Below are 26,054 nucleotides of genomic sequence, written 5' to 3' on the forward strand. Positions count from 1 at the left end.
CAACGACGACGGCGGTTGGTGTGACAAAACAGGGACCAGTACTGATTACAGTCGGCGGCCCGTTCAGTTGGACTATGGAGTTCACGCTGCTCGGCTGGCCCGAGGACGGCCACCGGCTCCGGCTGGACTACGAGCAGTTCGCGTACGCGGGCAAATTCGTCATGACCTCGACCGGGAAGGCTGTCATCGGGGACGACGGCGTCGTGGCCGCAGCTGCGTTCGACGCCGACCGGACAGACCCGGACACCCTCTGTGTCCGGTACATCACCGTCCGGCAGGACTGGCAGGGCGACCGGCTCGGTGCCCGTCTCCTCCGGTTCGTTCGGGAGCGGGCCACGGAACGGGGCTTCGAACGTGTGTCCATCGGCGTCAACAATCCGTTTTCGTATCAGGCCGCCTACCGGGCCGGGTTCTGCTTCAGCGGCGCGGAGTCAGGGATGGCCGAACTCGACCTCGTCTGGCCGGGCGACCGCAGTACCGGCCGGTATCAGGCCGGGCTGGACCTGTTTCGGGAGCGCGACCTCTCGCCCGCTGAGGAGTCGTTCCTCGCGGCAAAGGCCAACGCAGACCCGCCAACGGTCCTCAACGAGTGGGCTGAGGAGCCGTCCGCACGGACCGACTGAGCCACCCGACCGACGCTGACTGTGTGCCATCACGAAGTAACACGTCGTCTCCGAGAGATTCAAACCGCTGTCGGCCAAAAGCCTGCCAATGGGAAACGCTGATTTGCGGTCGCTCGCGGCCCTGTCGGACGTGTCGTTCGACGATCTCGGCGGGAGTGTCGTCGCCGTGGACGCCCACAACTGGCTCTATCGCTATCTGACGACGACGGTGAAGTTCACCAGTGAGTCGAAGTACACCACCAGCAACGGCGAGGAGGTGGCGAACCTCATCGGCGTCGTGCAGGGCTTGCCGAAGTTCTTCGAGCACGACATGACGCCGGTGTTCGTCTTCGACGGCGCGGTCACGGACCTCAAAGACGACGAGGTCGAGAAGCGCCGCGAGCAACGCGAGAAATACGAATCCGAGTTGGAGGCGGCCCGGGAAGCGGGCGACAGCACCCGCGTCGCCAAGCTTGACTCTCGCACGCAACGGCTGACCGACACTATCGTCGACACGACGCGGGACCTGCTGGAACTGCTCGACGTGCCTATCGTCGATGCCCCAGCAGAAGGCGAGGGGCAGGCGTCGGTGATGGCCCGGCGGGGCGACGTGGACTACGTCGGGACCGAAGACTACGACGCGCTCCTATTCGGTGCGCCGATGACGCTCCGCCAGATTACCTCGAAGGGCGATCCCGAACTGATGGATTTTGCGGCCACACTCAAGCACCACGACCTCTCCTGGGAGCAACTGGTCGACGCGGCGATTCTGATGGGGACGGACTTCAACGAGGGGATCTCAGGTATCGGCCCCAAAACAGCCGTCAAAGACCTCCACGAGCATGGCGACCTCTACGCGGTGCTTGCGGCCCGCGGGGAACACATCGACCACGCAGACCGCATCCGGGACCTGTTTCTCGACCCCGCAGTGACCGACGACTACGAGATTCCGGACGGCATCGAGCCGGATATCGATGCCGCCCGTGCGTTCGTCACCGAGCAGTGGGAGGTCGACGCCGACGAGGTCGCCCGCGGGTTCGAACGTATTGACGACTCGGTCGTCCAGACCGGACTCGACCGTTGGGCGTGACAGCAGACGCTCACGAGCGACCAACAGCAGAATAAGGACGGCTACGACGGGTTCCGCTCAGACGACGGATTCGACCGTTTCGATCTCGTCGAGCGTACGGTTCCGGATGGCCTCTCCACTGGCCGTGTCGAAGAGGTGGATGGCGTTTTCGGGGAATCGAACCTTGACGCGCTGGCCGGATTTGAGCTGTTTCATCCCACCGACTGTCGCGATGAACTGATCATCCATCGATTCGTCGAACTGCAGGTGCGCCGTGTTCTCGTTCCCACGTGGCTCGACGACATGGACCGTCGAATCAAACACGTTCGGACCGGCGTCGCTCTGAACGAACTCGATGTCTTCGGGTCTGATGCCGAGCGTGATGTTGGTCGTGCCCTCAACGGCGGCAACCGTCTCGTCGCTGAGTTCGTACTCGAACCACTCACCTTTGAGCGTCGACCCCTCCAACGTCGTCGGGAAGAAGTTCATCGACGGCTCGCCGATGAAGCCAGCGACAAAGAGGTTGTTCGGCTCGTGGTAACACTCAAGCGGCGTCGCACACTGCTGGAGGACGCCGTCGTTGAGGATTGCGATGCGGTCGGACATCGTCATCGCCTCCGTCTGGTCGTGGGTGACGTACACCGTCGTCACGTCCAGATCTTGCTGGAGCTCTTGGAGTTCGGTCCGCATCTCGGCTTTGAGCTTCGCGTCCAGGTTCGCAAGGGGCTCGTCCATCAGGAACACTTCGGGGTCTCGAACGATAGCACGACCGAGCGCCACGCGCTGTTGCTGGCCGCCGGAGAGTTCGCCGGGCTTGCGGTCGATGAGATCGAAGATGCCCATGTCCTTGCACGCCTTTTCGACGCGCTCGTTGATCTCGTCGTCGGGCATATCTGTCGACTCCTCCAGCCCGAACGCCATGTTCTCCCGCACAGTCATGTGTGGGTACAGGGCGTAGGACTGGAACACCATGGCCACGTTCCGGCGGGCCGGCGGCTGGTCGTTGATGATCTGGCCGTCCAGCCTGATTTCACCGCGTGTGATGTCTTCGAGCCCCGCGATCATCCGCAGCGTCGTCGATTTCCCACAGCCCGATGGGCCGACGACACAGAGGAACTCGCCGTCCTTGATGTCGACCGATACCTTGTCGACCGCGATGATTTCGCCGTCGTCGTCTTGGAACGTCTTCGTTACCTCGTCCAGTGTGAGTTGTGCCATTGTGAATACCTCCGTGATTATTCTCCAGCGACGCCTTTCGCGAACTGTTCGCCGAACACGATGTAGACGAGCAGCGTCGGCAGTGCTGCGACGATGGCCCCTGCCATCGTGGTGTTAAACGACTGGACGACCCCACCAGTGAGCGCCGCGAGACGCTGGGTCGCCACCTGCGAAGCCGGTTCGTTGACGAGTACGAGCGCGAACAGCAGGTCGTTGTAGACCTGCGTGAACTGGTAGATGAGCGTCACCGCGAACATCGGCAGCGACAGCGGGAGGATGATGTTGCGATAGATGCTGAACGCGCTCGCACCGTCGAGGCGAGCGGCCTCGATCATCTCGTCGGAGATGCTCTGGTAATACGACCGGAACAGCAGCGTACAGATCGGAATCCCGTACGCGGCGTGGGTGATAGACAGCTGCAGCAACTGCACGTACCCGTTACGGCTCGGATACTGCCAGTTGCCGCCCGTGATGAACCCAAAGACGGTGTTGACGAAGCCGTTGAGCAGCCCCGGAAGCACCTGGAACCAGAACTGTGCCAGCGGGACCAGCACGGCCTGGTAGGGGATGAAGATGCCCGCGATGATGAGAACGACCACGCCGACCTGACCGCGCCAGCTAATCGTCGTCAGTCCGTATGCGGTCATACTGCCCAGCAGCGCCGACATAATCGTCGCCGGAATCGCCATCAACAGCGAGTTTATCAGTCCCGGCCGGAGCGTGTTCCAGGCGGTGCTGAGCGCTTCGAGCGTGAAGCCGTCAGTGCCCGGCGGCGCGAACGGGAGCGTCCGGGCGAACGCACTCTCGGTCTTGAACATCGTCATCACGGCCGTCTCCACCGGGAAGAGGTAGAACGCGATGCCCGCCAGCAGGAGGGCATACAGGCCGATCCGACTGTTCTCTGTACTGCGAAGTTCGTCGATGAAATTGCCGCCTCTGATGCTCATAGTTCACCCCGTCGGTATTCGCTGTAGAGGTACGGTCCGATGACCAGCAGCGCGAGGGCAAACAGCACGATAGCGACGGCTGACCCGTACGCCCACTGGAGGCTGTCGAACGCGACCCGATACATCATCGTTGCCAGAATGTCCATGTTCGCCCCCGGCTGTGAGCCACGGAGCGCGTAGATGAAGTCGAACGCTTTCAGCGCAAACACCATCAGCACCACCGACGCGGACACCGCGGAGGCACGGAGTTGCGGGATGATGACCCGCGCGTACATCCGAACCGTCGACGCACCGTCGACCCGCGCGGCCTCGTAGTGTTCGGTCGGAATCGCCCGGAGGCCGGCGAGGAAGACGACCATCGCGTAGCCGCTGAACTGCCAGATGAGCGCGAAGATGACCGCCGCCAGTGCGGTCGTGTTCCAGGAGAGCCACTGAATGACCTCGGCGTTGACCCCGGCCGGGCGGAGCAGTCCCACGATGGCCCCTTCGAGATTGAATACCCGGAGAAGTTGATTGAGCACACCGTTGCGAGCGTTGTACACCCACGCCCACATCGTCGCCGTGACGACGAACGAGAGGCTCATCGGGAGCAGGTATATCGTTCGGAACGTGTTCTCAAAACGTATTTGTTGGTCGATGAGGATGGCCACGAACAGGCCAAGCGCCAGACAGAGGACGGTGAACACGACAAGTAACACCACCGTGTTCTGTGCCGCCTGCCAGAACGCCCCGTCGTTCAGCATGCGGCTGTACATACTGAAATCGAATGTCTCGTACTGCGCACCGCCCAGGCCGCTGTAGTCGGTCAGCGACAGGAGGAAGTTCCAGGCGATAGCGCCGTACACGAAAAAGGCCGCAAACAGGACTGGCGGCAGCCAGAACGGGGCGGATTCGATGAGTTCCCATTCGACCGGAAGCGAGTTGCGAAGCGAATCGCCTCGGGTCGTCTTCACCGTCGCCCCACCGTCTGTTGCCAGTTGGTCGCCGTCCGATTCATCTCTCGATACCGCCGACCGGAGCCTCCCTCCGGTGGCGAGGAGTCTACTGAGTATCTCGCGCATGGTTGTTCAGTGGTTCGCCGACGTGAGTTCGCCGTCCATCGTCCCGACGGATGTGTCGTCAGTCACATAGACTCGCCAGCCAGCACGCACGTAGACCACGCGACCCGCCACCTGTCGCACCAACACAGGTTGGCAGGCGGGGTGGATACGCCAGATGACGGGTGTGCCATCCCGTCGTCGTGCCGAGCGAGCGGTTGCAACGCGGCGGGTACACCGGCTGCGAGCGTTCGCGATGTGTCATGTCCGTCGGTGTCCCATCAGGCCCCGACAGCCGACGACGGCAGCAACACACTGCCGTCACCGAGCATTGTGGGGGCATCAGTCATGAACGTCTCTGTGGCGTCGAACTCATGGTAAGTGGAGAGAGATTCTACTTAATATTTCCGAATGATAATACACGTTTATCCAGGTCACGGGTTCTGAACCCCACGGTCTCCGCTGTCCGACCGGGGACTCGTGGTGCTCAGTGATCGACTGTCCCGGCAGTTGCAGGTCTGTGCCGAGTGGTGTCCGGACTCGTACCGGTGGGTTTTACGACCGGGCGGACCACCCCCCGGACGTATGACCGACGAGTACCGGACAGAGCAGGACAGTCTCGGTGAGATGCAGGTGCCAGCCGACGCGTACTGGGGCGCACAGACGCAACGCGCTGTCGAGAACTTCCCGATCAGCGACGTAACGTTCGGGCGGCGGTTCATCCGAGCGCTCGGCGTCGTCAAGAAGGCGGCCGCGCAGGCGAACCGCGACCTCGAAACGATTCCGGAAGACAAGGCGGACTGTATCGTCGAGGCCGCCGACGAGGTCATCGCCGGCGAGCACGACGACCAGTTCCCTGTCGACGTGTTCCAGACCGGGTCAGGCACGTCGTCGAACATGAATGCCAACGAGGTCATCTCCAACCGCGCCACGGAGCTGTACGGCGGTGACATCGGGACTCGCGAAATCCACCCGAACGACCACGTCAACTTCGGTCAGTCCAGCAACGACGTGATTCCGACAGCAATGCACGTCGCCTCCCTCGAAGCGGTCGAGAAGGACGTGATTCCGGGCCTGAAGACGCTGCGTGACGAACTCGAAGCCAAGGAAGACGAGTTCGACAACGTCGTCAAGACCGGTCGAACCCACCTGCAGGACGCGACGCCGGTGACACTGGGCCAGGAGTTCTCCGGCTACCGCACGCAGGTCGAGAAGGGCATCTCCCGCGTTCAGGACGTTCACGGTCGCCTCGCCGAACTCGCACTCGGCGGCACCGCGGTCGGGACCGGACTCAACACGCATCCCGAGTTCCCGGCGAAAGCGGCCGAGTACATTAGCGAGGAGACCGACCTCACCTTCCGCGAGGCGGACAACCACTTCGAGGCCCAGGCTGCCCACGACGCGATGTCTGAAGCCCACGGCGCGCTCCGGACGGTCGCCGGCTCGCTGAACAAGATCGCCAACGACCTCCGACTGCTCGCGTCCGGGCCCCGCAACGGTCTCGGCGAGATCGACCAGCCGGAGAACCAGCCCGGCTCCTCGATCATGCCCGGGAAGATCAACCCCGTCGTCGCCGAAGCGGTCAATCAGGTCCACAAGCAGGTCGTCGGCAACGACGCCGCTGTCTCGGCTGGCGCTGCAGAGGGCCAGATCGACCTGAACCTCTACAAGCCCGTGCTGGCCTCGAACTTCCTGCAGTCGGCCAAGCTCATCGCCAACAGCAGCGCGGTGTTCGGCGAGAAGTTCGTCGCCAAACTCGAAGCCGACGCGGACCACTGTGCCGAGCGCGTCGAGCAGAGCATGGCGCTGGCGACGGCGCTCAACCCCGCCATCGGCTATGATAAGGCGAGCAAGGTCGCCAAGAAGGCCCTCGCTGATGAAAAGACCATCCGCGAGGTCGTCCTCGAAGAAGGCTATCTCGACGAAGACGAGGTCGACGACGTGCTCGACCCCGAGAAGATGACGAAGCGTGGCATCCTGGGCGAGGAGTAGCGAGGGGCGCGCGAAGCGCGGCCCTCGTTAGTGCGAGCGGGGAACAGAGTGACCCGTGAGCAGCGAGAGGCCGAACGGAGTGAGGGCTCTCGTACCGGAACGGCGTCGTAAGACGCCGTGGAGGAGTAGCGAGAGGCGCGCGAAGCGCGGCCCCCATTAGTGCGAGCGGCGGCGGGAGCCGCGAACGGCAGTGTACCCCGCTGTGTCTTTGTTTTCTGGTCGGTTCTGTGCCGACGGGCAGCTGCCATTGCAGGGAAACAGCATCGTGCCACTGCGACCGATGCTTCTAGACCCGCGACTCGTCCGCGAGGACGTAGCGGCTCTCGGGGTAGCGCTCGCCGCCGATTTCGGTTTCGCTTTCGTCGGCAAATTCGAATCCGAACCCCTCGTAGAACTCGGCTCCCGGTTCGTTCGCCGAGAGGACCATCGCGTTGATCCGGTCGATGTCGTGCTCGAACAGTTCCTCGCAGGTCTGTTCTAACAGTGATCGGCCGATTCCCTCGCGCCTGTAGTCTGGATGGACGTACAACCGGAGAATGTAGCCTTCGCGGTCAGTCTCGTGCCACGTCGCGTGTGCGAACCCGACGACGTGCTCCTCGCGCTCGGCGACGAGCAGGAGCGTCTGTGATTCGACCAGTTCTGATTCGAGTTGTTCGGGCGCGTACCAGTCGCGAACGCCGTCTTCGGCCGTTTCGCGCGAAAGGATGTCCGGGTAATCCGTCTCCCAGGCCGCCGTCGCCACCTGATTGATGGCCGTTACATCGTCCGGAATTGCCAGTCTGGCTGTCATATGAAAACGTATGTCACGGTGTGTGATATTTTTTTCCCGCGCGACTGGAACGAAATATCAGGACTCGCCCCAACAGCCGACTCTGGTCGGCGAAGCCGATCACAAGACAATCCAAATCCATAATGTTTTTTAATTATTGAAGAGAGTATGTGATACAGATGCGTTACTCGGAAACGTTGCAGTTGTTCGACCAAGCCTGTGAGTTCCCCGCTGACCACGCCGCTGTCGTCCGGCAACTCGGCGATGTCGAGCTGGTCGCCCAGAACGGCGACTCGGTCGAAATGAGTGAGGTACTGGCTCGGACCAGCGAAGCCACGTACCAGTCCGCAGATGGGCTGTACAACTCTCTGGTCGGGAATCTCGACGACGACTTCATCGGCCGAAAGTACTACGATGACCGGGCCGGGAGCACGTCCGGAACCGACGAAGTTCGAACCGAGACGGACCGCCTGTAGCCGCTGGCGTGCGCTGTCGCGTGCCAACCTCACTCAGTTCGCCGGTGTTGATTCGTTGAGCCACGCCGGCCGCTCCGCCGTCGTCTCGCCGATGTCCTCGTACCAGAAGCTGTATTCGACGATGCGATCTTCGGTACGGTACCAGACGCTGAATCGGCGGACGAGGCCGGCAGGTTCGACCAGCAGTTCGATTCGGAACTCCTCCAGCCGTTCCGTGGTCGGAATCTCGCCGCCGGAACCGCGAATCCGGTGGGCCCGGCTGCCGTCCCGTGTGACGACGGCCGTGGCGCTCTGGTTGACCACGGCGTAGCGATTCAGATAGAATGCGGTCCGGTAGGCGTACTTGTCGCGGCTGAACCGAACTTCGCCGCGCTGGCGCTCGACAGTGCCGTTGTCACGGCGCTCGTACCAGTTAGTGCCGTCGGCGTAGGTCGACTGTTCGTACCGCTCGACGGTCCCGTTCGAGTCAGTCGTCATTCTGATCATCTCGTCGCGGTACCGCGTCGGTGATTCGACGGCGACAGTCTCTTCGCGCCGGACGGAACTGCTGTCGTTTCCGATTGTGAACTCGCTGTAGCGTTCGTGCAGGGTGTAGGTAGTGCCGTTGAGCGCCTGCCGGTGGGCAGCCGCAAGGAGGGCGACGTTTTCGAGGCGCTCCGTGGTAACGCCGGGCGGCGGGTCCAGCGACGTTGCCGTGTCCGACTCGGCTGCTGTTGGGACCGGGGCGGGCGTGACAGTTCGCTGGTCAGCAGTGTCAGCGCCGACGAAGGTGTTACAGCCGGCTGTCAGGAGAACAACGACCACCGCGGCTGTCGACAGCCAGCGCATACTGACAGTGAGGGCGAGACAAGCAAAAGGGCGGCGGCGAGCGCGGGAAGGGTGCGTTTTTTGGCCCCCGGTCCCGGACACCTCGACAATGACCGAGTACGACTACGAGGAGCTGGGGCTCGTCGCTGGCCTAGAGATTCACCAGCAACTCGATACTGCGACGAAGCTGTTCTGTGACTGTCCGACGACGATTCGCGAACCCGAGGAGAGCGAGCGCTCCTTTACCCGCTATCTGCACCCGACCAAGAGCGAGCTCGGGGAAATCGACGAGGCGGCGCTGGAGGAGAGCATGGTCGACCGGGAGTTCGAGTACCTGGCCTACGACACGACCTGTCTCGTCGAGGAGGACGACGAGCCACCCCACCGCGTCGACCGCGAGGCGATGGAGACGACGCTCGAAATCGCCCAGCTACTGGATATGTCCGTCGTCGACCAGGTGAACGTCATGCGAAAAATCGTCGTCGACGGCTCGAACACCACGGGGTTCCAGCGCTCGATGCTGGTCGCAAACGACGGGGCCATCGAGACGAGTGCCGGCCCGGTCGGTATCGAAGATATGCTACTGGAGGAGGAGTCCTGCCAGCGCATCGAGGAAACCGAGAACGGCGTGCGCTTCTCGCTCGACCGCCTTGGCATCCCGCTGGTCGAAATCGGCACGAAGCCGGACATCAGTTCGCCCGAGCAGGCCCGCGAGGCCGCTGAGCGTATCGGAATGCTCCTCCGCTCGACTGGGAAGGTCAAGCGCGGCCTTGGGACAATCCGTCAGGACGTGAACGTCTCCATCGCCGAGGGCGCACGGATCGAGCTGAAAGGCGTCCAGAGCCTCGATGACATCGACGACCTCGTCCGCAACGAGGTCCGCCGGCAGGTCGAACTGCTGGACATCGCCGAGGAACTCACCGAGCGCAACGCCACCGTCGGCGAACCACAGGACGTGACCGAGGTGTTCGAGGACACGGATTCGGGCGTCATCGAGGGGGCGCTCTCCTCGGGCGGCAAAGTACAGGGCCTCCTGCTGTCTGGCTTCGACGGACTCGTGGGCCGTGAGATTCAGCCTGACCGACGGCTCGGGACCGAACTGTCCGACCACGCTAAGCGCCACGGCGCTGGCGGCATCTTCCACACCGACGAACTCCCGGCCTACGGCGTCACCGAGGCGGAAGTCGAGGCGCTGCGGGACGCTGTTGGGGCCGGCCCCGAGGACGCTGTCGCTATCGTCGCTGATGACCCGGAGACCGCCGAGCTGGCCATCGACGCCGTTGCGGAGCGGGCCGAAACGGCGCTCGAAGGCGTCCCCGAGGAGACCCGCGATGCGAACGAAGACGCTACATCGCGGTACCTCCGCCCGCTCCCCGGCGCGGCACGGATGTACCCCGAGACGGACGTGCCGCCGGTGGAGCCCGACGTAACCGAAGTCGAGACCCCGGAACTGCTCACCGAGAAGGTCGACCGGTACGAAAGCGAGTTCGACCTCGGCTCCGGCCTCGCCGAACAGGTCGCCTACGGCCAGCGGTGGCCGCTATTCGAGGCGCTGGTGGCGGGCGAGGGCGTTGACCCGACGCTGGCTGCCGGCACGCTGGAGTCGACACTGACGGAACTCCGCCGCGACGACGTGTCTGTCGGGAACCTCACCGACGAGCACCTCCGGGGAGCGATTCTGCTGGTCGACGGCGGGGACGTGCCGCGTGAGGGGATGGAAGACCTCCTGACGGCACTCGCCGAGAACCCGTCGCTGACGGCCGAGGAAGCTGTCGAGCAGGAAGGACTGGGCGGCGTCGACGAGTCGGAAGTCCGTGACGCCGTTGCCGAAGTCGTCGAACGCCACGAGGACCAGGTCGCCGAGGAAGGCATGGGCGCGTTCTCGGCGCTGATGGGCGAGTGCATGGGCGCACTTCGTGGCAAAGCCGACGGCGATACGGTGAGCGACGTGTTGCGCTCGGAGATACAGAAGCGGGCTTAATTGCTTCGCTCGGGCTGTAAGGAGGCTATATCGACGGCGTTCGGTGTCAGCCCGTTACCGCTCGCCGACAGGTCGTGTTCTATCGTCGACTTGAGTAGCGGAACGAGGGTTGGCGCGTTCGGCCCGATATCGACCAGATCTTCCGACTGGTTGTACTGGACGACACCGGCATCGACCAGCCGCGGAAGGTGGTTGTGGTAGAGGGCCGTGTAAATCGTGAGCCGCTCGTCGCGGTGCTGTTCGGCCGGTGTCCCGTGTTCGAATTCGGTCACCGTATCCGTGAGCACGGCTAGTGAAACCGGCGTCGTGTACTGTGAAAGCCCGTAGAGGAGGTACCGTCGGTAGTGCGACGACAGGAGCGACAGCCGGTCGTCCAGTGAAAGCGAGTCCGGAATCTCGGTTTGCTTCGTATTCATTTTAGTTGGGAGGGGGACGAGTAGTGTGTCTGGTGTGGGAGCAGTTTGAACGCTATTGTACCACAGTACGCTCGTGCTCGAGTTCGTCGGCCAGGTCTGCGGTGTCCGCGAGATGGTTGACACGGTCGGTGACGCGGTGGACCGTTCCATCCCGCGTACAGGGGGCGACGTGCGTGAGGTCATCGTCAATGTATTCGGCGAGGGCGAGCATCGGCAGCGTGATGACGCTGACCGAGTCGTCAGAAACCATGTTCGTCAGCGGGTGCTCCCAATCGAACGCGTCAAGCGAGGCATCGGAGTCGCGCTCCCACTGTTCGAACATGGAAAGCCGCTCCAACAGGTGTCGTCCCTGCGCAGTCCGCTGTGCGAGCCGCGGTTCGATCCGGCGCCCCCAGATCAATATCGACAGGTCCTCGATACGACCTGCGTCCTCGAGCGCCTGTAACCGGTCAAGCACGTAGTGCTGTTGTTGCGTTGCATCTCCCGGACAGAGGGACCGGACGAACAGTTCGACGCGAACCGGATTGGCAGTGGAATCCATAGTGAGATGTTGAGTATCCTGTGCCCCGCTACAGCGGTAACTGTCCTAAGCACTCTCTCTAGGTCCCTAGAATAAATCGGGGCGAATCGGATTCATGGATGATATATCCGGGGCAATCGATAATTGGTTAGTATGTGGACAGCTGGTAGTTAGTTTGCCAAGCCTGTGTTCAAATCAGCCCGAATACAGCTCTGGTGTTCGGTTTCTTCATAGTATTCACCGTAGACGTGTGCCCCGACCAAATATTACTATTCTAACTGGACACCGGGCGTTAAGTAGCTCGCCACCACATTTGACTCATGGTCCCAAGTGTCATGGATGGCCATGATATCCCAGCCCTGTACGGGCCAGCCATGGATACACTACCACTCATGTTTGCGATCGTAGACGAGTACGGGGTGATCCTCTCGACGAACGAGACATGGAACGAGTTCGGCCGGGCAAACGGAACAGAGCTGACACCGAATACGCTCGGCGCGAACTACCTCGACATCGCTGACATGGCTGACGACGCGACCGGGCAACAGGCAGCCGACGGGATAAGAGCCGTCCTCGCCGGCGACCAGTCCTCGTTTGAACTCGAATACCCATGTCACACCCCGTCGGCGAATCGGTGGTTCCGGTTGTGCGCCGCTCCGTTCACCATCGATGGGGCGAGGTACGCGTCCATCGCACATATCGACATCACGGCCCGGAAGCAACGAGAGTCAGTGCTCGAAGCGGCCTACGATATCTGTACCGACGCGAACCAGACGTTCACAGAACAGCTCGACGGGCTGTTAGAACTCGGCTGTGAGACGCTCGATACGTCGTTCGGGACGCTCTCCCGGGTCCACGGCGACGAGTACGTGTTCGAGGCAGTCACTTCACCGGCGACTGCCGACCTCGAAGCCGGCAGCACGACCAGCATCGAGGACCTCCCGAACTGCAGACACGTCGTCGAACACCGCGAACCCCTCGCAATCAGCGACGTTGCTGCGGACGCGCCGGACCTCGCTGACCCGGAGTGGGGAATCGCGAACTACATCGGTGCGCCTGTCATCGTCGACGGGGCCGTGTACGGAACGTTCTGCTTCTACGGGCTGGAACCACGCGAGACAGTGTTCACGCAGTGGGACCTGACGTTCGTCCGGTTGCTCTCGGACTGGGCAGGCTACGAACTCGAACGACAGCGCCACACGGAACAGCGAAGTGCGTTGAATACTGCCCTCCCAGACCCCAGTTTCATCATCGACGCAGAAGGGCGATTTCTCGACTGTCTGACCGACCCTGAGACGATGGTGACGGTCGACGATACGGACACGCTTGTCGGCCAGACGCTACACGAGTTTCTTCCCCACGACACCGCTGATTCGCTCCTGGCGACCGTTCGTGCAGCCCTGCGGACCGAGTCGTTCCAGTCCGTAGAGTACAAACTGCAGGCTTCCAGTGGCAAGCGATGGTTCGAAGCACGGGTCGCACCGCTGGAAAGCCGCGCGTACGCCCTCGATACAGTCATCTTCGTTGCTCGAGACATCACCGCTCACAGAGACCGCGAGGCCGAACTCGAACGACAGCGTGATGAACTCAAACAGGCACAGCGGCTCAACGTGCTGGGCAGAGAGATCGCGAAGGCGCTACAGGACACACAGACACGTGAGGAAATCGAATCAGCAGTGTGTGCGCATCTCACCGAATCGGACCTGTACCAGGCCGTGTGGGCCGGAAGCCGCGGGAGTGCTACGACAATAACGCCGAGTGCCGCCGCTGGAATTGACACGGCAACGCCGGAGCGGGTTTCGCCCGGTGAGCACAGCCTCGCCATCGACGCCATCGACACCGGCGAGGTTCAGGTCGTCGAGGATATCGCCGACGTATCGACGCACTCAGAGGCCGAGACGGACCAGCCACTGTTCGCGACCCACTCTGCCGTTGCAGCAGTTCCCCTGACAACTGGTGAGACCACGTACGGCGTGTTGATGGTGTACGCATCGACCGACGCCACGATTGGCTGTCGTGAATCAGACATCCTGGCCGATCTGGGGCGACTTATCGCGCTGTCTATCCAGCGTGTCCACAGCCAGCGGTCACTGCTGGCGGCAACGACTGTGGAGCTAGAGTTCCTGACGCCGGAGTCCGACGACGTTTTCGCCACCCTCTCCGCGATGCTCGACTGTTCGTTCACGCTCGAGCGGCGCGTCCCAACCAGTTCCGGAAACTGCCTCCACTATGTTCGCGTGAGCGGTGTGGACACCGACCAGGCATATCAGGCGCTCACTGAGACGCCGTCTGTCGAGTCCTGTACTGTCGTCGAGACGGCGGCGGAGAACCAAGTTCCCCTGCTCGAAGTCGCGCTCGGCGAGATATCCGCCTCGCCGCTTGACACGCTCACGGACTACGGCGGGGCCGTTCGGCGGGCCGTCGCAGCGGACGGCGACCTGCGGTTCGCAGCGGAGATGGCGCCGGATATCGAGATTCGCGCCGTCGTCGAGGCGATCCGGGAGACAGCGCCCGGGACAGAACTGCGGAGCAAGCAGTACGTCGACCAGCCGGTTTCGACGGCCACTGACTTCCAGACACGGATACGCGACCGGCTGACGCCGAAACAGGCCGCCGCGCTCAAGACTGCCTATGCACGCGGCTACTACGACTGGCCGCGAGGGAGCTCCGCGGAGGAACTGGCTGCGACACTCGACATTTCCGCGCCGACCTTGCACTACCGGTTGCGGAAGGCCCACGACGCCGTCATCGGTTCGCTGTTTGAATCTGGCACCGGGTCTGAGAAGCTCGACTGAGCCTCAGTCGTCTTCGGCACGCTCGATTCGCTGTCGGGCTTGCCGAAACAGACCGCGAAGCGTCTTGGTCTCCCGACCGGTCGGTTGTGCACGCCCGAGCACCCGCCGGAACAGTCGTCGAGCCTTGTGCTGTTTTTCTTCGGGGTGACCGATAGCGCCGAGGAATCGGTCGAACTCCTCGTGTAGGCCCTCGACCGCCGGCGTCTCGGCGAGCGTATGCAGTTCCTCGGGGTGCTGGGTCTCGGCGACAGTTAGCTCACGCAGTTCATAGAGAACGATTGTAGCCGCCTGGCCGAGGTTCAACACCGGATACGACGCGCTGGCCGGGATAGAGCAGATGACGTCCAGCCGTGCGAGTTCGTCGTTCGAGAGCCCGACCCGTTCGCGGCCGAAGACGACGCAGATGTCGCCCTCGACATCCTGAAGCGAGTCGGCCAGGTCGGCCGGGGTCGTCGCCGGATACCGGACGTGGTTGGCGGGGTCCTCGTTCGTCGTCGCCGTGCAGGCAACGGTGTGGTAGTTCTCGACGATGTCGTCGAACGTCACCGTCCGGGCGTTCGGCAGGATGTCGTCACGGGCCTGGCCAGCAAAGCCATACGCTTCGCCGTCTGGGTCTAGCTCCGGCGGGTCGACAAGCAGCAGTTCCGACAGGCCGAAGTTCTTCATCGACCGGGCGATGGTGCCGACGTTGCCCGGCGTCTCCGCGTCGACGACGGCGACCGATATCATACGTCCAGGTCGCTGAGGTCCATATCGATCGTATCGAGGTCCTCCTCGTCCATCTGCTCGACTTCCTCTTCGAGTCCCGGAATCGCTTCGTCCCTGTCGGGGGCCTCTGGCAGCGCTGTCGGGTCTTCATCGACGTGTTCGAGACCGACGTACCCCTCCGGGGCGCGGTTCCCGTCGAGGAACCACTCGTGGAAGGCCGAGGCCAGATCAGTATCACCGGCGTAGGCCTCGCCGCCTTCCTCACGGAACCAGTAGATGAAGTCCGTCTCGTGGTCCGAACAGACGACCACCTCGCCCATCGGCTCGCCGTAGATAGCATCCGCGACGTTGCACTGCTCGATATCTTCGTCACCGTGAATCAGCCAGCAGGCGTCACAGGGGTCGACCACTCGTTCTGCGAGCACCAGCAGCCGCTGCCGGGTCTCTGGTTCCATGGTTTTGAGCGGGCGGACCCGCCCGTCCGACCCAAGCACGTCCTCGTCGAAGCGCCAGCCACGAAGCCCGATATTGACCTTGCTCATACGTCAGAGTGGGAGAGTCCCGGACTAAAAGAGCGCGATATGCCGGCCGACCGCTACCGATCCGTCCGCGCTCCATCATCGTCGTGGAGTGTGAACGGGGTGTGCCAGCCGATTACACCCGTCGCTCGTTCGAAACATAGACAGTTCTAGCTAAATTTAACATGAGTATTCCATCTAGCATCCGCGGCCGGCGTCCAGATCAGGCAAAACTGTTGGTCTCGCCCAAACATTTATACGTGATTGGCTTTTCTCCGTAAAAGAACACATGGAACGGCCGACGCGCCAGCGGGATTCTGAACAGGAGGAACGCGAGGAGGAGTCCGAGAGCACGGGCCAGCAGACCTGCCCCGAGTGTGAGTCGGAGTCCATATCTAGCGACGGCGGTGGTGAACTCGTCTGCGAGGACTGTGGCCTCGTCATCGAAGACGAGAACATCGACCGCGGGCCGGAGTGGCGGGCGTTCAATCACTCCGAACGCCAGTCCAAGTCACGCGTCGGAGCCCCCACGACCCAGACGATGCACGACAAGGGGCTGACCACACAGATCGACTGGAAGGACAAGGACGCCTACGGTCGGTCACTCTCCTCGGAGAAGCGGAGCCAGATGCACCGCCTCCGGAAGTGGCAGGAGCGCATCCGAACCAAAGATGCCGGCGAACGGAACCTGCAGTTTGCGCTGTCGGAGATCGACCGCATGGCCAGCGCGCTCGGCGTCCCTCGGTCGGTTCGAGAGGTGGCCTCAGTCATCTACCGACGGGCGCTCAACGAGGACCTCATTCGCGGTCGCTCCATCGAGGGCGTCGCCACGGCCTGCCTGTACGCGGCCTGTCGACAGGAAGGCATCCCGCGCAGTCTGGAGGAGGTCTCGGACGTTTCCCGGGTCGAACAGAAGGAGATCGGGCGGACGTATCGGTACGTCGCCCAAGAACTCGAACTGAAGATGGAGCCGGTCGACCCCAAGCAGTACGTCCCGCGCTTTGCCTCCGAACTGGAACTCTCCGAAGAGGTCCAGTCCAAGGCCAACGAGATCATCGACACGACCGCCGAGCAGGGCCTGCTCTCGGGGAAATCACCCACCGGCTACGCCGCCGCGGCCATCTACGCCGCCTCGCTGCTGTGCAACGAGAAGAAGACCCAGCGCGAGGTCGCCGACGTGGCGCAGGTGACAGAGGTCACCATCCGGAACCGGTATCAGGAGCAGATCGAAGCGATGGGCATCCACTGACTGGCCGCGCTTCTTTTCACTCGATACTCTCGCTGTCCGCCGTTCACTCCACGGTACTGCCAGCTATAGCACAGTACGGGTAATTGGTGCATGGCAACAAGTAACGCGTAGAACTATCTGCCTAGGCAGCGAACCGTAGGTATGCCTGTTTCCCCCTCCCAGAAACGGATCGGGATTCTCATCATCGGACTGGTGATCCTCTTTGCACCCGCGTTATTCGTCCTCGCCACGCTAGAGTTTCTCATCCTGTCCGGGAACCTCGCACTCAGTGAGATTTCCCTCCTCGAGTTCGTCGAACTGTATCTCATCGACTTAGTGCTGTTCGTCGTGCTCGGGTACGGTATCTACCGGTTGACGTTCTGGCTGATCAAAGACCAGCTTCCGGAGGCACTCGATACCGTCGAGGAGACCGAGGTAACCGATTCGGTTGACGAAGCAGAACCGTCTGGTGGCGTCAGTGAGGAGCGGTCCTGAAAGACCGGCGCGGCTGAGGCGATACAACGGCGTGTAGTGAATTTCTCGCAAAATCGGGACCGCTCGCGACTCCTTCCGTCGCCGCTCGCATTTTCGAGGGCGACTCAGTGCTCGCGGGTCGTTCCTCCCCGCTCGCATTTTCGAGAGCCTTCGCAGGCTCTCGCTAGTCCCCTGCAACCGCCGTCGGCTCCTCAGCAGTCTCGCCGACTGAGCCGAGGTCCATCATCGCTAGCAAGGCGATGACGCCGAAGCCGACTTTCGTGACCACGTCGAGATAAACGATCACGAGCGTCGCGGTTTCGACGTCCATTAGCCCCAGTCCTGCCGCGCCGAGTAGCCAGACGACCGGATACACCATCCAGAGGACGACGACGAAGTTCCGGAGCGTGCGGTACAGGCTGATCTCTATGTCGGACAGGGTCGACTTCGCAGCCGCCGCAATGTTCCGGTAGAGGAGGTAGACGACGCCACCGAACAGCGCTGCACCGACCGCGAACAGCGCGTAGTTAATCGGCGATGGCGTGACTGCACCGGCGAACCCGAAGACGATAGTCAACGCCTGCAGGACGACGAGTTTCACCGTGTCTTCCCGGCTTGCGCCGGCGAGGAGCGCCAGGAACCAGACGTTGAGCGGCGTCGTCAACAGCCAGTCAATGTAACGGATCACGTACACCGTGTGGCCGCCACTCTGTATCGAACCGAAGCCAAGCGCCATCAGGGCGTAGGCGACGATGGCAATACCCGGAATAGCTATCAACAGCAGGTACCGCTTCCGCGTCTCTTCGGGGACGAGCGTGTAGCCGTACGCCAGCACAGCCGTCCCGAGCAGTTCACCCAGTAGTCCCAGCGTGAACCAGGTCGTTATGGTTGCCATTGTTAGTCGTCCCCCACCACAGCCGTGCTGTCAGTGTCCGTCCCGGCCGAATTTTCGACCGTAAAGCGGTCCAGTAGCGATTCGAGGTCGTCAGCCCGCTGCCTGAGTTCCGTCGCGGAGTCCGATACTTCGTCGATGGACGCGGACTGGTCCTGTGCCGCACCGGCCACGGTGTCGGCCTCCGTCGCCGTCTGCTGACTGATCGTCGTCAGATCGTCGATGGTACCCATCACGTCCTGTGCAGTCCGGGCCTGCTCCTCGGTCGCCCGGTCGATCTCTTGGATACCGGTGTCGACCTCTTCCGTGTACTCGACGATGGTCTCCAGCGCGTCGACAGTCTCCTCGACCGTCGAGACGCCTTCAGTAATCCGGTTACTGGTCGACTCCATCGTCTCGACGGTGTCGCCGGCCTGCTCCTGGATGCCTTCGATACGCTGTTCGATGTCGGCGGCGGCCTCTTTGGTCTCCTCTGCGAGGCCCTTGATCTCGTCTGCGACGACAGCGAACCCTTCGCCATCACCGTCGGCGTGGGCGGCCTCGATGGAGGCGTTCAGCGCGAGCATATTCGTCTGCTCGACGATGCTCGTGATGACGCCGACAATCTCGCCGATTTCGTCGAGTTCGTTGTCGAGCGCGTTGATCTCTTCGACGGTCTCGCCGGTCTCGTCCTCGATGGCGCTCATCTCCGTGATGGCCTCCTGGGCGGCTTCGCGGCCGTCTTCACCGACTTCGGCGGCCGACTGGGACGTGTCGGCGACTTGCTGTGCGGAGGAGGCGACCTGCTGTGCGGTCGCCGAGAGGTTCTGCATCTCGGCGGCTGCCGATTCGAGCCCCTCGTTTTGCTCGGTCGTGCCTTCGAAGATCTCGTTTATCGACTTCGACACTTGCTTGCTGGCCCGGTCGACCCGTTCCGCGTTCGAGTTGACGCGGTCGCTGGACTGGATGACGTTGGCCGCGAACGCCTTCATGTCGGCAATAGTGTCTTCGAGCGCATCCAGCGTCGTGTTGATGTCCTCGCCGACCTCTGCCATCGCCTCGTTCATACTGTCCGTCTCCACCCGTGCGGTGAGGTCACCGTTAGCGGCGGCGGCGAGCGCGTCGCTGTACTGCTGTGCCTTGAGTTCGAGGTGGCCGGTCAGCGCCTCCATCTCGTTGCGTTCGGATTCGACGTCCTCACGGGCCGCCTGTGCCTGCTCTTTGGCCTCCTCGGCTTCCTGCCGTGCGGTTTCGGCTTCGGATATCTGCGTCCGAAGGTTCGCCCGCATATTGTCGAAGGCCGCGTACAGCGTTCCGAACTCGTCCTCGCGTGACGTGCTGAGGTCGACATCGAGGTCACCCCCTGCCATCGATTCGGCCTTCACCGAAAGCCGCCGCAGCGATGCGATGGTGTTTCCGCCGATAGTGACCCCGATGAGTCCGAGGTTGACGACGGCAAGCAAAATGAGCCCGATGAGATCGGAGTTGATCTGCTCGCTCAGGGCGTACGCGTTCTGGCGATCAGCGTGGACCATAACGACCCAGTCATGTGATTCGAGTCGGTTCAGTCCCATCAGCATACGGTCTGTTTCGTGGAAGACACTCTCACCAGATCCGAGCGTACTCAGCGGGTTCGACGCCATCTGCGAGATCGGTGCCGTCGACCCGATCATCGAGGTGTTGGGGTGGGAAACGAACTCGCCGTCAGTGTTGACGACCGTGGTAAACGATCCCTCGCGCTGATTCGATATCTGATCGGCCTTCTCCCGGAGGTCGATCATGTACACGAGCGCTCTGTCTTCGTCACCGGGGACCGGCGAAACGACGGCAACTATCGGATGGTCAACGACCGAGACAGAGAACGGCTCCGTCACGTGCGTGTCGTCGGGACCGTCGAACTGTGGCGGGTCCGTAGCGAACGGGGCGCCCTGCTCGGCAGCGTTGACCCCGATGAAATCCTGATTCGAACTGGCACGAATCTCGTTTGTCTCGGTGTCGAAGTAGTGCACTGCGACGACACCGGGCGGCAGTTCCTCGTTGGATCGTAACTCTTCCAGTCGTTGCTGTTTCTCCGTGTTCGTCCCGTCAGTGAACACGGGGAGTCGCGACACCGACCGGGCATCCCGGCGCGATGTCGTCAGCCAATCGTCTAATTGTGCGGCCTGCGTCTCTGACAGCGCCGTGATGTCGTCCGCCACGTCCTCCTCGAGCGTGGCGGACGCCTGTACGCTTGTCAGGACTCCGGCAGCGATAATAACAATTATCGCGAATGAAAGCGCCAACCCGAGCCTGGCGGCATAACTGCCAGCAATAAAACTCGGGAGCGGCGAGTCCCTATTTGAATCCATCACCCAATTCTACACAAACCTGCTAATAAAGGGTTGTTGCGCAATTCTCACCGATGATAAGCACCACAACCAACTGTGGAATCCGTCGCTTCGGAACGGCTACCGTTGGGGCGTTCTATTGCTCTACTGATATACCTCACAGTCGCAGAGATAGGCACCGACCCCACCCGTTCGCTGCCGGCGATTTCGCTTCACCTGCCGCGATATGAAAACCATATCAGAAGCCGATCGGACTGTGGGGAAAGGTTTTGCCGATACCACCTGACGCATACCGCAATGCGTGCTGTACGATTCCACGAATACGGTGGGACGGACGTGCTCCGCGTCGACGACATCGAACGACCAACACCAGGTCCGGAGGAGGTCCTGCTCGAAGTCGAGGCAGCGGCGGTCAATCCGGTCGATACGTACTTCCGGAGCGGCGACTACGAGCCAGGCGAACTGCCCTGGATACCCGGCTCAGACTGTGCCGGGACCGTCGCCGCGACCGGCGAGCGCGTGACCACCGTCACCGAGGGCGACCGGGCGTTCGCGACCGGACTGGGGAACTGGCTTCAGGGGACCTGCGCGGAGTACGTCACTGTTCCCGAATCGCATCTGGCACAGCTCCCCGAAGGGGTATCCGCCGAGGCGGGCGCGGCCGTCGCGCTCGTCGGCGTCACCGCCTGGCAGACGCTCGTCGACGCCTGCGCGCTGGAGCCGGCTGAGCGGGCGCTGATTCACGGCGGAAGCGGCGGTGTCGGCCACGTTGCGGTCCAGTTGGCTGCGGCAAACGGGGCGCGAGTGACGACGACAGCGTCACCGGCCTACCACGACCAACTGGCCGACCTCGGTGCGGACGACGTACTCGACTACAGTCGGGACGACCTCGCCGACGCCGTGGTCGATGCCGGCGCGCCAGACGTGATTCTCGACCACCGCCTTGACGACTACCTCGCGTTCGACGCCGAGGTGGCTGCCCAGGGCGCGCGGATCGCCGCCATCGGGAACACCGACCCCGCAGCGACGTTCGAGAATGTCCCACGCTGCCGGGCGAAAGCCCTCAGCGTCCATCACGTCTCGATGTTCAACACGCCCGAGTTCGGCGCGGTGCTAGACCGACTGGCGACGCTCATGGCTGACGACGAGCTGACGCCGGTCATCGCCCGCCGCTACGACCTTGCAGAGGTCCCGGCGGCTCACGACGACGTGCGCAACGACAGTTTCCTCGGCAAACTCGTCGTCACGCCGTAGACCGGCTACTGCGGACCACCGTCGTCGGTCCACGGACTCGAACCTCGCGTTTCCGGGGGTGAGCATTTATCCACCTACTATCCGTGGACCCATCCATGTCAGCTGAGTTTAATTTCGACGGCGAGGTAGCACTGATTACGGGCGTCGGCGGAGCGCTGGGTAGTGCGGTCGCAAACGCTTTCCTCGAGGCCGGGGCGACCGTCTGTGGCAGTGATATTGTCGAACCGAACACCGAGGATTTCCTGCTGGCCGACCCCGAGCGTGTGGATTTCTACCGGGCGGACTTCAGCGACGAGGACGACGTCGCCGACACCATCGACGCGGTCGTCGACGAGCACGGGCGGCTGGACTACTTGCTGAACATCGCCGGAACATGGCGCGGCGGCACACCGATCCACGAGACGGATGCGGATACGTTCGATTTCCTGTTCGACGTGAACCTGAAGACGATGTTTCTGGCGTCGAAACACGCGATTCCACACTTGCGGGCTGGCGAGGGCGCGATCGTCTCTGTCTCCGCGCGGTCGTCACTTGAGGGCGGTGCAGGCGACGGACTCTACCGAGCGTCGAAAGCCGGCGTCCGACTGCTAACAGAGACCATCGCGGCGGAGAACCTCGGGTCCGTGCGAGCCAACGCCGTCATGCCCAGCGTCATCGATACCCCGATGAACCGCGAGATGATGCCCGACGCTGACTTCGAGACGTGGGTCGATCCGAAAGATATCGCCGGCGTCATGTTGTTCCTCTGTGCTGACGCCGCAACCGTGACCAGCGGTGCGGCGGTGCCGGTGTACGGCGAGGTCTGATATTGTTGGCTGTATCTGGTCTGCCTACTGTTCGGCCACAATCCCGCGTTTCTCGTAGTTACGTATCCGCATTGTCGAGAAACGGCGGACAGAGCGGGATCAGTGCGAATCTCCCGACTGCTGCTGTTTGGCTTCACAGATAGTGTCTTTACTCTGACATTATAGGGTGGTATTGCGAACCTGAATCATGGTGGTTTTTATACCCCAAAAGAATATGCCGCATCACAATGAGTGACAGAGAAACGTGGGCCTCACGGCTCGGGTTCCTTCTCGCAGCAATCGGTAGCGCAGTCGGCCTCGGAAACATCTGGCAGTTCCCGTTCAAGACCGCGACAAACGGCGGGGCAGTGTTCCTCGTCTTTTATCTCGTCGCCGTGTTGCTCATCGGCTTCCCGGCAATGCTGGCAGAGTTCATCATCGGACGGCGAACGAATCGTAACGCCGTCGACGCGTTTGCTGAACTCGGATTCAAGCAGTGGCGGGTCGTCGGTGGTCTGGGCGTCTTTACAGGCTTCTGGATTCTCTCGTATTACAACGTCGTCGGGGGGTGGGTCATGCGGTATATCCTCGGAAGCGCGACGGGCGCATACTTCGGAAACTCCGCGGAGTACTTCGGCGCTATTTCCAGTGGCCCGGAAGCTGTCGCCGGACAGGCGCTGTTCCTGCTGATCTGTGTCGGCATCGTCGCAGTGGGTGTCGAGGACGGTATCGAGAAGGCGACGAAGGTGATGGTCCCCAGTATCGTGATTCTCATGCTCGGGATGGCGGCCTGGGTTACCACGCTTGAGGGAGCGGGGGCTGGCTACAGTTACTTCCTCTCACCTGACTTCTCCACGCTGGCGGCGAACGCCGGTGACCTGATCCCGTTCGCAGTTGGACAGGCGTTTTTCACCCTCTCGCTGGGGATGGCAGCCATGATCACTTACTCCTCGTACATCGGTGACGACGAGAGTCTCCCGGTGGATGGTGGCATTATTGTCGTGACGAACACGCTCGTCGGTGTGCTGGCCGGGCTGGTCGTGTTCCCGATTCTCTTCGCCATCAACGTCAGCCCCGACACCAGTGGTCCGTCAGCCATCTTCGTCGCGATGGCGTCGGCGTTCCCACAGCTTCCCGGAGGGCGACTCCTCGGCATCGTGTTCTTCGGCGTTGTCCTCATCGCCGCGATCTCCTCTGCCATCAGCCTCCTTGAGGTTGCAGTTTCCTACGGCGTTGACAACACGTCATACTCACGGGTGTCACTGTCGGCGATGCTCGGGGTTGGGCTGTTCATTCTGGGACTGCCGTCAGCCTGGGACCTGGCGTGGTTCGGCTGGTTCGACACGCTCGCGTACAAGCTGTTCCTCCCGCTGTCAGTGCTGCTCATTCTGGTGTTCGTCGGCTGGGTGCTCTCCTCCAACGCAGTTGCCGAACTCCGACAGGGGACGGGCGGGCTCCGGGCATTCGGTCCGACCTGGCTCTGGATGGTCCGAACGGTGGTCATCCTCGGCGTCATCCTGACGCTGGCCCTCGGCCTGCAGACGCTGTTCCTCGCTGAGGACCCCGCGATCATCCCGCCGATATAACCGACGAACGGCATCGGTTTCCCGCGGACCTTCTTCTCGGCAGTTCGCAGTGACCGCTCAGTGTGTGCGCTCGTCGCGGGATGTTTTTTCAGCCGTGACAGACTAGACGGACGTAGAGTAGGGCTGCATGACTCTCACGAATCGTGGAGGCGTAGATACACGCCACCAAAGAGACAGACCGTTGCTACCAGCAATAGACCACCGCTCAGCACGTCTCTGAGGAGTCCGGAAACACCGGGACGCTCCACAAGTCCGAAGGTACCCTCAAACGCTATCGACTGAAGCACTAGCGCCAGTCCGCCTATCGGTATCAATAGTCGTCGAATGCGTGTATTTTCGCCGATACTCATGTCCCTGGATATACATGACGGTGGGGTGAATACTTTGCTGAATCTCTGTGGCCGACGGGCTTAGTGTACTATCCAGTCTAAATAGGGGTGACAGCAGGCATATGACCTCCCAACCGTCCATCTCAGTCGGACTCGAACCCGCGCGGTTCGTCCGTAATCCCGAGACTCTCTGACACGGTGTCAGCCTCGTCGGTAGTACCCGGGAGCAGTCCGCGGATGTCGACCGACTCGCTGCCGAGTACCACGAACCCCGTGAAGATAGTCAGGAAGCCCGCCACTGCGGTCGGGGTGATTGCCTCACCGAGCAAGGCCCACCCGCCGAGCGTTGACACGACGGGGACTACGTAGAAGATGAGGTTAGCCTGGATTGCCCCGGTGACATCGAGCAGGCCGAAGTAGGCGATGTAGGCGATTGCGCCGGCGAAGATGCCGACGTACAGCAGGGCCGCAATCGCGGTCGGGGACCAGACCGCCGTGGCCGCTGATTCGCCCATGCCGATGCTCAGCGAGTGACAGAGCGCGGCAGCGACAGGGAGCGCCCACGCGGTTCGGACTGTACTCGACAGGCCACCACCGGACCACCGAATGAGCACGCTCCCCAGCGCCGCGCTAGCCGCGCCAGCGAACAGGATTAGCTTGCCGATGCCCCCGCTCAGGAGCATTGCCGGGTCGGGGCTAACGACGAGACCGACACCGAGCAGGCCGATTACCATCCCGAGACCGCCGCGGGCCGAAAGTCGTTCGTCGGAGAGCAGGAGAGCGGCGAACACCGGCGTCAGTATCGGATTGAGGCTGAAGATGATAGCGGCAACCGCGCTGGTAGCGGACTGCTGGCCCACGAATATCAGTGCGTTCGCGAGACCGAGCGCGAACAGGCCCGTCGAGAGAATCCCCAGCACGTCGCCGCGGGTCTGCGGGAGCAGTTCGTCCCGGGATCGCGTCACGACGACGTAGCCGAGGAGCACGACGGCGGCGATATCGAACCGGAGGGAGACGAACAGAAGCGGCGGGAGATACGACAGTCCGGCCTTCGCGCCGACGAAGGTTCCGCCAAGCAGGACACTGGCAACGGCGGCGAGGGCGAACGTCCGGCGCGAAATCATACTGCCACCTCGTATATTTTTTCTGATACGACTGCACAGCCGACAGAGAGAGCACGGAGAGAGACCTGAATCATCGTACTCTATGGTACGGTATCGATGCTTATAGGCCCGTTTAGAAAATATTACATAACGCGAAACGGCCGAACACCCGTGGCGGATATACACGGTGTGAAATTATTTCACACTACGAAAGCGCTTTAGGACGGACTCTCTAACGTGGC

Annotated in this window: 23 protein-coding genes; 11 read left to right on the forward strand and 12 right to left on the reverse strand. The window is 62.2% G+C overall.

The genetic code is table 11. From position 1 onward, the window contains the following. Positions 1–74: 74 nt before the first annotated feature. Entirely contained in the window at positions 75–623 is a 549-nt protein-coding gene (locus AV059_RS19145; RefSeq protein WP_058997088.1) for a GNAT family N-acetyltransferase, read from the forward strand. A gap of 88 nt (positions 624–711) precedes the next feature. After that, positions 712–1,692, forward strand: coding sequence for a flap endonuclease-1 (gene fen, locus AV059_RS19150; RefSeq protein WP_058997091.1), 981 nt, complete (start codon positions 712–714; stop codon positions 1,690–1,692). 57 nt (positions 1,693–1,749) lie between these two features. Here fen and AV059_RS19155 read toward each other — a convergent pair whose 3' ends face one another. From AV059_RS19155 to AV059_RS19165, 3 genes are read right to left on the reverse strand one after another with little or no spacing between them, the layout of a single operon-like run. Next, the gene (locus tag AV059_RS19155; RefSeq protein ID WP_058997093.1) at positions 1,750–2,889 is read right to left on the reverse strand and encodes an ABC transporter ATP-binding protein; all 1,140 of its coding nucleotides are present in this window, start codon (positions 2,887–2,889) and stop codon (positions 1,750–1,752) included. A gap of 17 nt (positions 2,890–2,906) precedes the next feature. After that, positions 2,907–3,836 (reverse strand): carbohydrate ABC transporter permease, encoded by a 930-nt coding sequence (locus AV059_RS19160; protein WP_058997095.1) that lies wholly within the window; start codon positions 3,834–3,836, stop codon positions 2,907–2,909. After that, positions 3,833–4,897, reverse strand: coding sequence for a carbohydrate ABC transporter permease (locus tag AV059_RS19165; protein WP_058997097.1), 1,065 nt, complete (start codon positions 4,895–4,897; stop codon positions 3,833–3,835). Before AV059_RS19165 ends, AV059_RS19160 begins: the two co-directional genes overlap by 4 nt. A 561-nt stretch (positions 4,898–5,458) precedes the next feature. On the opposite strand from AV059_RS19165, the gene AV059_RS19170 reads away from it, so the two are divergent. Beyond that, complete coding sequence (locus AV059_RS19170; protein ID WP_058997099.1) at positions 5,459–6,865, forward strand: class II fumarate hydratase; 1,407 nt, start codon at positions 5,459–5,461, stop codon at positions 6,863–6,865. Between the two features lie 286 nt (positions 6,866–7,151). Here AV059_RS19170 and AV059_RS19175 read toward each other — a convergent pair whose 3' ends face one another. Continuing rightward, positions 7,152–7,655 carry a GNAT family N-acetyltransferase gene (locus AV059_RS19175; protein ID WP_058997101.1) on the reverse strand — a complete coding sequence of 168 codons (504 nt, stop codon included), beginning with the start codon at positions 7,653–7,655 and terminating at the stop codon, positions 7,152–7,154. Positions 7,656–7,813: 158 nt separating this feature from the next. Between AV059_RS19175 and AV059_RS19180 the strand changes: the two genes are divergently transcribed. Further along, positions 7,814–8,110 carry a hypothetical protein gene (locus tag AV059_RS19180; protein WP_058997102.1) on the forward strand — a complete coding sequence of 99 codons (297 nt, stop codon included), beginning with the start codon at positions 7,814–7,816 and terminating at the stop codon, positions 8,108–8,110. Between the two features lie 33 nt (positions 8,111–8,143). Here the strand turns inward: AV059_RS19180 and AV059_RS19185 are convergent, their stop codons facing one another. Continuing rightward, positions 8,144–8,938, reverse strand: coding sequence for a hypothetical protein (locus tag AV059_RS19185; protein ID WP_058997104.1), 795 nt, complete (start codon positions 8,936–8,938; stop codon positions 8,144–8,146). Positions 8,939–9,026: 88 nt separating this feature from the next. Here AV059_RS19185 and gatE point away from each other — a divergent pair, with 88 nt between their 5' ends. After that, entirely contained in the window at positions 9,027–10,898 is a 1,872-nt protein-coding gene (gene gatE / locus AV059_RS19190) for a Glu-tRNA(Gln) amidotransferase subunit GatE (RefSeq protein ID WP_058997106.1), read from the forward strand. Here gatE and AV059_RS19195 read toward each other — a convergent pair. Beyond that, positions 10,895–11,314, reverse strand: a complete 420-nt coding sequence (locus AV059_RS19195) for a hypothetical protein (RefSeq protein WP_058997108.1) — start codon at positions 11,312–11,314, stop codon at positions 10,895–10,897. The genes gatE and AV059_RS19195 overlap by 4 nt on opposite strands. Before the next feature lie 52 nt (positions 11,315–11,366). After that, positions 11,367–11,855 carry an HTH domain-containing protein gene (locus tag AV059_RS19200; protein WP_058997110.1) on the reverse strand — a complete coding sequence of 163 codons (489 nt, stop codon included), beginning with the start codon at positions 11,853–11,855 and terminating at the stop codon, positions 11,367–11,369. 299 nt (positions 11,856–12,154) lie between these two features. Between AV059_RS19200 and AV059_RS19205 the strand changes: the two genes are divergently transcribed. Then, positions 12,155–14,629 carry a bacterio-opsin activator domain-containing protein gene (locus AV059_RS19205; RefSeq protein WP_058997112.1) on the forward strand — a complete coding sequence of 825 codons (2,475 nt, stop codon included), beginning with the start codon at positions 12,155–12,157 and terminating at the stop codon, positions 14,627–14,629. Between the two features lie 3 nt (positions 14,630–14,632). Here AV059_RS19205 and AV059_RS19210 read toward each other — a convergent pair whose 3' ends face one another. After that, positions 14,633–15,358: an RNA methyltransferase gene (locus tag AV059_RS19210; protein ID WP_058997114.1), complete on the reverse strand. Its 726-nt coding sequence runs from the start codon at positions 15,356–15,358 to the stop codon at positions 14,633–14,635. Continuing rightward, the gene (locus AV059_RS19215) at positions 15,355–15,879 is read right to left on the reverse strand and encodes a hypothetical protein (protein WP_058997117.1); all 525 of its coding nucleotides are present in this window, start codon (positions 15,877–15,879) and stop codon (positions 15,355–15,357) included. Before AV059_RS19215 ends, AV059_RS19210 begins: the two co-directional genes overlap by 4 nt. A gap of 265 nt (positions 15,880–16,144) precedes the next feature. Here AV059_RS19215 and AV059_RS19220 point away from each other — a divergent pair, with 265 nt between their 5' ends. Together AV059_RS19220 and AV059_RS19225 are read left to right on the forward strand one after the other, a co-directional pair. Next, positions 16,145–17,104 carry a transcription initiation factor IIB family protein gene (locus AV059_RS19220; protein ID WP_004518753.1) on the forward strand — a complete coding sequence of 320 codons (960 nt, stop codon included), beginning with the start codon at positions 16,145–16,147 and terminating at the stop codon, positions 17,102–17,104. A gap of 141 nt (positions 17,105–17,245) precedes the next feature. Beyond that, the gene (locus AV059_RS19225; protein ID WP_058997119.1) at positions 17,246–17,578 is read left to right on the forward strand and encodes a hypothetical protein; all 333 of its coding nucleotides are present in this window, start codon (positions 17,246–17,248) and stop codon (positions 17,576–17,578) included. A gap of 163 nt (positions 17,579–17,741) precedes the next feature. Here the strand turns inward: AV059_RS19225 and sop2 are convergent, their stop codons facing one another. Together sop2 and AV059_RS19235 are read right to left on the reverse strand one after the other, a co-directional pair. Beyond that, complete coding sequence (gene sop2 / locus AV059_RS19230; RefSeq protein ID WP_058997121.1) at positions 17,742–18,452, reverse strand: sensory rhodopsin II; 711 nt, start codon at positions 18,450–18,452, stop codon at positions 17,742–17,744. Positions 18,453–18,454: 2 nt separating this feature from the next. After that, positions 18,455–20,710 (reverse strand): methyl-accepting chemotaxis protein, encoded by a 2,256-nt coding sequence (locus AV059_RS19235; protein WP_058997123.1) that lies wholly within the window; start codon positions 20,708–20,710, stop codon positions 18,455–18,457. Between the two features lie 342 nt (positions 20,711–21,052). Here AV059_RS19235 and AV059_RS19240 point away from each other — a divergent pair, with 342 nt between their 5' ends. From AV059_RS19240 to AV059_RS19250, 3 genes are all read left to right on the forward strand, one after another. After that, complete coding sequence (locus AV059_RS19240; RefSeq protein ID WP_058997124.1) at positions 21,053–22,009, forward strand: NADPH:quinone reductase; 957 nt, start codon at positions 21,053–21,055, stop codon at positions 22,007–22,009. A gap of 95 nt (positions 22,010–22,104) precedes the next feature. Continuing rightward, positions 22,105–22,815 (forward strand): SDR family oxidoreductase, encoded by a 711-nt coding sequence (locus tag AV059_RS19245; protein WP_058997126.1) that lies wholly within the window; start codon positions 22,105–22,107, stop codon positions 22,813–22,815. Positions 22,816–23,042: 227 nt separating this feature from the next. Further along, positions 23,043–24,380 carry a sodium-dependent transporter gene (locus tag AV059_RS19250; RefSeq protein ID WP_058997128.1) on the forward strand — a complete coding sequence of 446 codons (1,338 nt, stop codon included), beginning with the start codon at positions 23,043–23,045 and terminating at the stop codon, positions 24,378–24,380. A 472-nt stretch (positions 24,381–24,852) separates the two neighbouring features. Here the strand turns inward: AV059_RS19250 and AV059_RS19255 are convergent, their stop codons facing one another. Beyond that, complete coding sequence (locus AV059_RS19255) at positions 24,853–25,833, reverse strand: DMT family transporter (protein WP_058997130.1); 981 nt, start codon at positions 25,831–25,833, stop codon at positions 24,853–24,855. Positions 25,834–26,054 lie beyond the last annotated feature (221 nt).

It is taken from the genome of Haloarcula sp. CBA1127 (assembly GCF_001485575.1).
In the GTDB taxonomy this organism is placed as follows: domain Archaea; phylum Halobacteriota; class Halobacteria; order Halobacteriales; family Haloarculaceae; genus Haloarcula.